The organism is Corallococcus exercitus (assembly GCF_003611585.1).
GTDB classification, from domain to species: domain Bacteria; phylum Myxococcota; class Myxococcia; order Myxococcales; family Myxococcaceae; genus Corallococcus; species Corallococcus exercitus.
In genome coordinates this window covers 1-7,478 of sequence record NZ_RAVW01000449.1, presented here as the reverse complement: position 1 = coordinate 7,478, position 7,478 = coordinate 1, and the positions used below count along the sequence as shown (strand labels likewise).

The following is a 7,478-nucleotide window of genomic DNA, read 5'->3' as shown; positions in this document are numbered from 1 at the left end:
GAGTCCGGCCGGACGATGCGCGGCAGCTGGCTGTCGTTGCCCCGGTTGGGCGTGTTCCGGGGCACGGGCGCGTCGTTGGCCATCAACGTGGGCACGTTGGTGAGCGACGGGCGCGGCGGCGCGGCGGTCAGCACCGGCGCGTTGCCCCGCGGGGGGGCCGAGGGAATCTGCGGCAGCGACGAGGGCGGCGGGATGACGGCGGTGCGGCCCGCCACGTCCTCCCCGTCGTCGTCCGCGGACGCGGCCGGGGACTCCAGCGGCGTGACGGCGCGGCCGATGGCGGCACCCGGCTGGGTGGTGGGCTCCGGCGCGTCGTTGAAGACGGCGTCACGGTCCACCATCTGCGTCGCCAGCTCCTCGTCCTCCTTGGGCGAGGGCGCGGCGGGCGCGGCGGTCAGCTTGGGCAGCGCGGCGAGCGTGGGCGAGCGGCGAGCCCCCTGCCCCGCCGCGTTGTTGGCGCCGGAGTTGGAGGCGCGCGGCGGCGGCGCGGAGACGGGCTCCACGGCGGGCGCGGAGGGCGCCACCGCGGGGATGTTGGTCATGCTCTGCGTGGGCACCGGGGACGGGCCGCTGTAGCCCGCCTCGATGGCCGCCAGCATGCCGTCCGGCGCGCGGATGTCCGCGTACTCGGCCAGGCGCTGCTTCTCGCGCTCCACCTCTTCGGCGAACGTGGACTTCATGTACTGCATGAGGTCCTTGCGGCCGAAGATGGAGTCGCTCGTCAGCAGGAAGCGCTGCAGGTCGTCGCCCAGCTCGCTGGCGTACTGGTAGCGCTCCTCCACGTCCTTCGCGAGCGACTTGAGGACGATGCGCTCCAGCGCCTCCGGGATGCGCCGGTTGTACGTGGACGGCGACGGCACCTCCGCCTTGCGCACCTTCTCCAGCACGGAGAAGTCGCTGTCGCCCACGAAGAGGCGCTCGCCGGTGAGCATCTCGTAGAGGCACACGCCAATGGCGAACACGTCCGAGCGGCGGTCCAGCGGCAGGCCGCGGATCTGCTCCGGGCTCATGTAGCCGAACTTGCCCTTGAGGATGCCGGCCTGCGTCTTGGTCGCCTTGCCCGCCGCCTTCGCGATGCCGAAGTCGATGACCTTGACCTCGCCCTCGAACGACACGAGCACGTTCTGCGGCGAGATGTCGCGGTGGACGATGTTGAGCTCGCGCCCCATCCCGTCCTTCTTGCGGTGGGCGTAGTCCAGGCCCTCGCACATCTTCGCCACGCAGAAGGCGACGAGCGGCACCGGCGCCGGCTCACCCTTCTTCCGGCAGCGGTCGAAGATGGCCCGCATGTCCTTGCCGGGGATGTACTCCATCGAGATGAAGTAGCTGCTGGCGATCTGCCCCAGCTCGTAGATCTGCGCGATGTTGGCGTGGGTCAGCTGGACGCTGATCTTCGCCTCATCAATGAACATCGAGATGAATTCTTCATCCTCGGCGATGTTCGGCAGGATGCGCTTGATGGCGACGAGCCGCTCGAAGCCACTGGCGCCGAACTGTTTGCCGCGCCAGACCTCCGCCATGCCGCCGATGTTGACGCGGTCCAGGAGGAGATACTTCCCGAACGGGATGGGTTGCCGCTTCGGTTGAGAGGTCGTCACTGTGTGTGGGGGTCGAGTCCTTGCATGGAGCCTATCGATCGCGGCTCCGAAGGGTCAACCGCGCACGCGGACCTATTTCCGCCCGCTTGCTCTCCAGGCAACCCGGATTCAGGGTGAAGAGGACGTCGCGGCGCCCCCATCCACCACCGTGGGGATCTCCAGGTCGATGCCCGGCACGACGTCATTCTCCTCTGGGACCTGGGTGCGCACGGCGGCGGAGCGCGGCTCGCCTCGCACGGAAAGCACGGCCGGCGCACCAAAGCGCACCTCGGCGGGCAGCCCGACCAGCGTCACCCAGGCCTGCTTGCCATCCCTGGCGACACAGTACAGCAGCGTGCCGGGCCGCGTACCGGGCGCGTCACGGACCGGCCCGTCGCAGCCGGTGCGCACCTGGAGTGTGTAGGCCGGCACCGGCACGCCGCGCTCCAGGTAGGGCGGCGCGCCCAGCGCGTCCACGAGGGGCTGGAGCACCTGCTCCCTCGAGGGAACGGCCTCCACCGTTGCCAGCTTCTGCGCCTCGGCCTGGAAGCGCCGCAGCGCCACGGCGCCCAGTTCCGGCGAGTCCAGCGGCGTCTTCCCCTCCGCCAGCACCAGGTCCAGGAAGAGCGTGACCACGAGCAGGATGGGCAGGAGCCGGTAGCCCTTGAAGCCCTCCGGCTTCTTGCGAAGCAGCCCCGCGAGGAACACGGCCACCCCCACCCCGGCGAGCCCCAGCACGATGCTCGTGCGCACGACGGACGGCGGCGTCAGGAGCGCGGAGACCTCCGCGGTCCGGGCGCGCAGGGCATCCGAGAGGTCGCCCCCGTAGATCCACCCCAGCGCCCCCAGGCACACGACGTTGGCCAGGAGCGTCTTGTAGGAAGGGCCGCTCATCCCGCCAGCGTCCTTGCCGGATCCGTGGCGGCGGCGCGGCGGCTGGGGAAGTAGGCCCCGGCGAGCGCGGCCACGAGCCCCAGCAGCACGCCGCCCAGCACCACCGCCACCGGGAAGGAGAAGAAGCTCTCCGGCTTGAAGGGGAAGTTGGGCAGGTAGCCCTTCGCGAGCCGGTCCACGAGGAAGGCCAGCAGCAGCGCCGCCGCCGTCCCCGCCGCGCCGCCCAGCACGCCCACCACGCCGGCCTCCGCCAGCACGATGGCGCGCACGTCTGCGCGCGAGGCGCCCACCGCCTGCATCACGCCAATCTCCTTCGCCCGCGCCCGCACGGACGAGGACATGGCGTGAGCGATGTTCACCGCCGCCAGCACGCAGATGAGGATGGAGAGCAGCGCCAGCGCGGAGGTGGTGAGCGCCACCGCAGCGCCCGCGTTCTCCGCCAGCCGGCGCTCCTGATCATCGATTTCAAAGCCCATCCCCTTCACCGCCTCCACCAGCTCCGGGACGCGCGAGGGGTCCGCCGCCACCAGCGTGACGCCGGAGTAGCTGTCCGCGTCCGCGCCGGAAGCGCGGTTGATGCGCACGGCCGTGTCCAGCGGGATGGTGATGCCCGCGAGCATGGCCCGGTCGGACGCGCCCACCACCTGCGCCTGCTGCGTGGTGGTGGGACCGCCCGACGTGGCCGCCACGTAGGAGCGGTTGAACTCCACCGGGAAGCCGAAGCCGATGAGCATCTCCGCCGACAGCTGCGGCAGCTTGCGCGCGGGCGCGAACGTCTTGTTGTACAGCTCCAGGAGGCGCGTGGAGATGAGCGCGGGGATGGCCTTGCCCTCTCCGGGGTCCTTGAAGTCCTTCGCCTCTGGCAGCCCCACGTCCTTCTGCACGAGGCCGGGGTCCACGCCCACGGCAAGGACCTCCATGCCCATGCGCAGGCGCGAGCCGAAGAAGACGCCGTCGTAGCGTGTCACCGCCGGCACCCGGACGTTCATCTTCCGGTACGTCGTCTCCACGCCGGGCAGCGCGGCCAGCCGCTCCACCGCGGCCGCGTCCAGCTTGCCGCCGCCCAACAGGCCCAGCGACACCGACGGGGGCACCACGTCCACCAGCCGCGAGTCCGTGGGGAAGATGCGCTCGCGGATGACGCGCCCGACGCCCAACCCCAGGCCCACGAAGAACACCAGCGCGCCCACGCCCATGGCCACGCCGAAGGCGGAGAAGAACGCGCCCTTGCGCTCGCGTGCGAGGGACAACCTCACCAGTCGCGACAGTGCGTCGAACCTCACGGGGCACCTCGCGAGGCAAGGGCTTCCGGCGCGGGGGACTCCTCCACCAGCCGCGCGTCCTTGAGCCGCAGCACCCGCCGCGCCACCGCGCTCATGCGCTCCTCGTGGGTGACGGTCAGCACCGTGAGCCCTTCCCTGTGCAGCTCCTGGAAGAGCTGGATGACGCCCGCGCCCGTGGCCGCATCCAGGTTGCCCGTGGGCTCGTCACACAGGAGCAGCTTGGGGCCGCCGAAGAGGGCACGGGCGATGGCCACGCGCTGGCGCTCGCCGCCGGACAGGCGCACCGGCGCGCGGTCCTGCTTGGCGCCCAGGCCCACGCGCTCCAGCAGCTGGCTCGCGCGCTTGCGCCCGTCCGCCGTGGCCGGACCGAAGTGCGACGGCAGGAGCACGTTCTCCAGCGCGGACAGGTTGGGGATGAGGTGGAAGGACTGGAAGACGAAGCCCACGTGCGTGTTGCGGAAGCGCGCCAGCTCCCGGTCGCCCAGGCCGGTGAGCTTCACGCCGCCCACCTCCACCTGCCCCTGGTAGTGCACGTCCAGGCCACCCAGGAGGTGCAGCAGCGTGGACTTGCCGCTGCCGGACGCGCCCACCACCGCGACGAAGTCCCCGGCCTCCACGTCCAGCGACACGCCGTCGAGCACGCGCACGCGGGACCCTTCGCCGTCCTCGTACTCCTTCACGACCTCTCGCGCGCGGATCAAGGCGTGGCCGGGGTGGTGGTCGTCGTGGTGCCAGCGGGCGCGGGCGTCAGCCGCAGGGACACCTCCGCCTGCAGCGCCTTGTCCTTGCGCGACAGGGCCAGCGTCACCGCGCGCAGGTCGTCCGTGGCGTCCAGCCAGCGCACCGTGGTGGCCTTGATGGCGAAGCCGCCAATGCCCCACGCGGCGGACGGCAGCGCCTTGACGGCATCCGACAGCCGACGCAGGTCCAGCAGCACCACCAGCGCGGAGTCCTTGCCCACCGCCTTCAGGTCCTCCGACACGGGGCCCGCGCCGGCCGGCTGCGCGAGCGAGGCCAGGGTCGACTCCAGGCGCGCCCGGGGGCCCGCGAGCACCAGCTTGCCGTCCTTGGACAGCGCGAAGTGCGCGCCCTCGCCCGCGCGGTACGACGTGAGGTAGGCCTTCTGGCCGGCCATGTCCGTGGGCTCCACCTTCGCGCCGAAGCCGCCCGCGAAGCCGGGCACCTTCTCCAGCGTGGCCTGCCCCTTCGCCACGTCCTTCACCTCCGCGAGCGCCACCAGGTTGATGAAACGGAAGGGGTTGGTGCGCCGCAGGTCCAGGTCCGGCATGCCCGAGGACAGGTTGACGGTGGGCGACAGCGACAGCGCGAACACCATGCCCGGCTTGAGGTTGTCCAGCACCTCTGCCTTCACGTCGAAGCCCGCCTGCTGCACCGCGCGCGTCACCTGCGAGCCGGCCAGGTACGGCCACACGCCGTCGAGCTGCGCGGGGTCGCCCCGGAAGCGCGCCACGAGGAAGCTGTCCTGCGGCAGCCAGCCGGTGAGCGCCTCACCACCCTTGGGCTCCAGCGCGGCGAGCGACGCCTGCGTGTCCGGCCACGGCGCGTCCGCGCGCAGCGTCACCGCGCGCTCCTCGATGTGGCCCGTGAAGGTGATGCCCTGCACCGTGCCCGCGGGCAGCAGGCCGGAGCCGCCCGGCAGCCACACATGGAAGTCGCGCTCGCCGGCAAGCCGCTTGAGCGACGCCTCCAGCACCGGCTCCTTCGCGAGGGACTGCTCCTCCGGCAGCGCCGCCAGCTCCGTCAGCCGCGCCACCGACGCGCCCGCGGACAGGAGCACCAGGTCGTGCTTGAGGAAGAGCATGCCCAGCAGGGGCGTGGTGGAGCCCGGCCGGTTGAACGTGACCAGCCGCCCGGCGTCCAGCTTCGTGTCCTTCTCCTCCGTCGTGCCCAGGCGTGTGCGGGCGAAGGTGGCGAAGGTCGTCTTCAGCTTGTCCGCGTCCTTCACGCCGATGACGGACACCGCCTGCGTGCCGCCGAGGAAGGCCGCACCCGCGCCGCGCTTCGGGTCGATGCCCGCGTCCTCCAGTGCCTTCCTGCTGCGCAGGTCCACGCCCACCTGCCGCATCACCGCGGACACGTAGCGCTCCGCGGAGGGGAAGTTCTGCAGCTGCGCGACGAACGACGCCACCTTGAGGTTCTGGAAGCGCGCGAGCTTCTCGCCCAACGTGCCCAGGTCGTCGATGACGACCGCGGCCTGCGCGGTGCGAGGCAGGTAGCGCGATACGCCCCGGGGCGAGTCCGCGGGCCCGGCCGCCTCCTTCCCGCAGCGCGAGCAGCCGGCGAATACGACCAACAGCAGGACCAACGGGAGGAACCCAACGCGGCGGAGCATGGGCGTCAGGACAGGATGCCTTCGCCGGAGAGTCAATCTATTCGTGCGCCGTCCCAGGCCCCCGCTACGCCCGCAAGGTGCCACGGTGAACAGGTGCCCGCCGGAGCGTCCCGCGCCCCCCGAAGGCGGCCCGCCGTCCGGGCCCGTGCCCGCCCTACCGCACGCGGGTGCCGCCGTGTGGCAGGGGCGCGGAGGTCTCCTCGGTGAAGTCGAGGAAGCGCTCCATCTGGCGCACCGTCTCGTCCGTGGCCTCCGTCTCCGCGGAGAGCACGTCCAGTTGCCGGTTGACGCTCTCCGGGTCGCGGATGGCGATGGACTGCTCGTGAGTCAGCCGCATCAGGTCCTCGATGCCGGCCAGTTGGTGGCTCACCACCTCGCGGCTCTCGCCCGCCTGCTCGAAGCGCATCAGGCGCTTGCGCAGGATCTCCACGCGCTTGCCCTTCACGTCCTTGAGGCGCGGGTTGGGCTCCTCCGCGACTTCCGCTTCCAGCGCCGTGACCTCGGAGGTCAGGTGCTCGCGGTCGGAGCCGCTCAGGTACGTGCGGTACTGGTTGAGCGCGGAGATGAGCCGCAGGAAGGACGTGAGCAGCGCGTCCAGCTTGGGCTCGCTGCTGGCCGCCAGCACGCGCCCGGCGGGCAGCTTGCGGTAGTTGGCCAGAATCTTCTCCTTCAGCCCCACCAGCTGCTGGTAGTGGTCGCGCTGCGACGGCGCCAGGTCCGCGAGCAGCGCGTCCACCGCGGCGCTCGCGGCCTCCGGGTTGTCCGGCTCCTTCGCCCGCACGGCGCGCTGGAAGCGCTTCATGGACGACAGGACGGCCAGGTAGACGCCCTCCACGCCCAGCGCCACCATCATGGGCAGCGGCTCCTGCGTCACGGCGCTGGACATGGCCGCCGTCGTCAGCCCCACCAGGTTGGCCGGCAGGAGGAACGCGGCCTTGATGTAGTTCGGTGTCTTCGCCACGTCCGACTCCCCTTCCCTCTTGGGCCCCGTCAGGGCCCCCGCGCCTCGGAGACGTACTTCAGCGCGCCCAGGTCCCGCGTGTCCTCCGCGGGTGGGGGCGCGGTCCCGCGCTTGAGCTTCTGGAAGAGCGCCGCGGCGCTCTGGAAGAGCTCGTCATAGGTAACCGGCGCCTCGCCGGAAAGTCCGAAGAAGGCTCGATTGTCCGCCAGCGTGGCGGGCGGCGCGCTGCGGATGGCCTCCGTGGGGTCGCCCAGGTAGGGCGCCACCTCGCCCAACAGCCGCGCCCCGGCCGCCGGGTCCTTGAGCACGCCCTGCCCCGCGTCCAGCAGCCCCCGGAGCACCCGCCGTACCGCGTCCGGGTAGCGCGCCGCGAAGTCGCCCCGGGCCACCAGCACCGTGGCCAGCAGGTG

The 7,478-nt window shown here is 71.7% G+C and carries 6 protein-coding genes and 1 pseudogene; all 7 read right to left on the bottom strand.

Annotated features, from left to right (window positions below):
- Positions 1-1,598, bottom strand: a 1,598-nt coding sequence (locus tag D7W79_RS35355; RefSeq protein ID WP_147442210.1) for a serine/threonine protein kinase, incomplete at its 3' end; no start/stop codon positions are given.
- Positions 1,599-1,706: 108 nt separating this feature from the next.
- A complete protein-coding gene (locus tag D7W79_RS35350; protein ID WP_120529722.1) occupies positions 1,707-2,471 on the bottom strand; it encodes a hypothetical protein in 765 nt (254 codons plus the stop codon).
- Positions 2,468-3,754, bottom strand: coding sequence for an ABC transporter permease (locus tag D7W79_RS35345; RefSeq protein ID WP_120529721.1), 1,287 nt, complete (start codon positions 3,752-3,754; stop codon positions 2,468-2,470). The genes D7W79_RS35350 and D7W79_RS35345 overlap by 4 nt, the downstream gene beginning before the upstream one ends.
- Positions 3,751-4,455 carry an ABC transporter ATP-binding protein gene (locus D7W79_RS35340; RefSeq protein WP_120529720.1) on the bottom strand — a complete coding sequence of 235 codons (705 nt, stop codon included), beginning with the start codon at positions 4,453-4,455 and terminating at the stop codon, positions 3,751-3,753. Before D7W79_RS35340 ends, D7W79_RS35345 begins: the two co-directional genes overlap by 4 nt.
- Positions 4,452-6,107: a hypothetical protein gene (locus D7W79_RS35335; RefSeq protein WP_120529719.1), complete on the bottom strand. Its 1,656-nt coding sequence runs from the start codon at positions 6,105-6,107 to the stop codon at positions 4,452-4,454. The genes D7W79_RS35340 and D7W79_RS35335 overlap by 4 nt, the downstream gene beginning before the upstream one ends.
- A gap of 154 nt (positions 6,108-6,261) precedes the next feature.
- A complete protein-coding gene (locus tag D7W79_RS35330) occupies positions 6,262-7,068 on the bottom strand; it encodes a hypothetical protein (RefSeq protein ID WP_120529718.1) in 807 nt (268 codons plus the stop codon).
- A gap of 29 nt (positions 7,069-7,097) precedes the next feature.
- Positions 7,098-7,478 (bottom strand): annotated as a pseudogene (locus D7W79_RS35325) (ABC transporter substrate-binding protein); the annotation flags it as partial.

Coding starts and splice junctions, on each gene's coding strand:
- D7W79_RS35350 (WP_120529722.1), bottom strand. CDS start 2,471: ATGAGCGGCCCTTCCTACAAGACGCTCCTGGCCAACGTCGTGTGCCTG.
- D7W79_RS35335 (WP_120529719.1), bottom strand. CDS start 6,107: ATGCTCCGCCGCGTTGGGTTCCTCCCGTTGGTCCTGCTGTTGGTCGTA.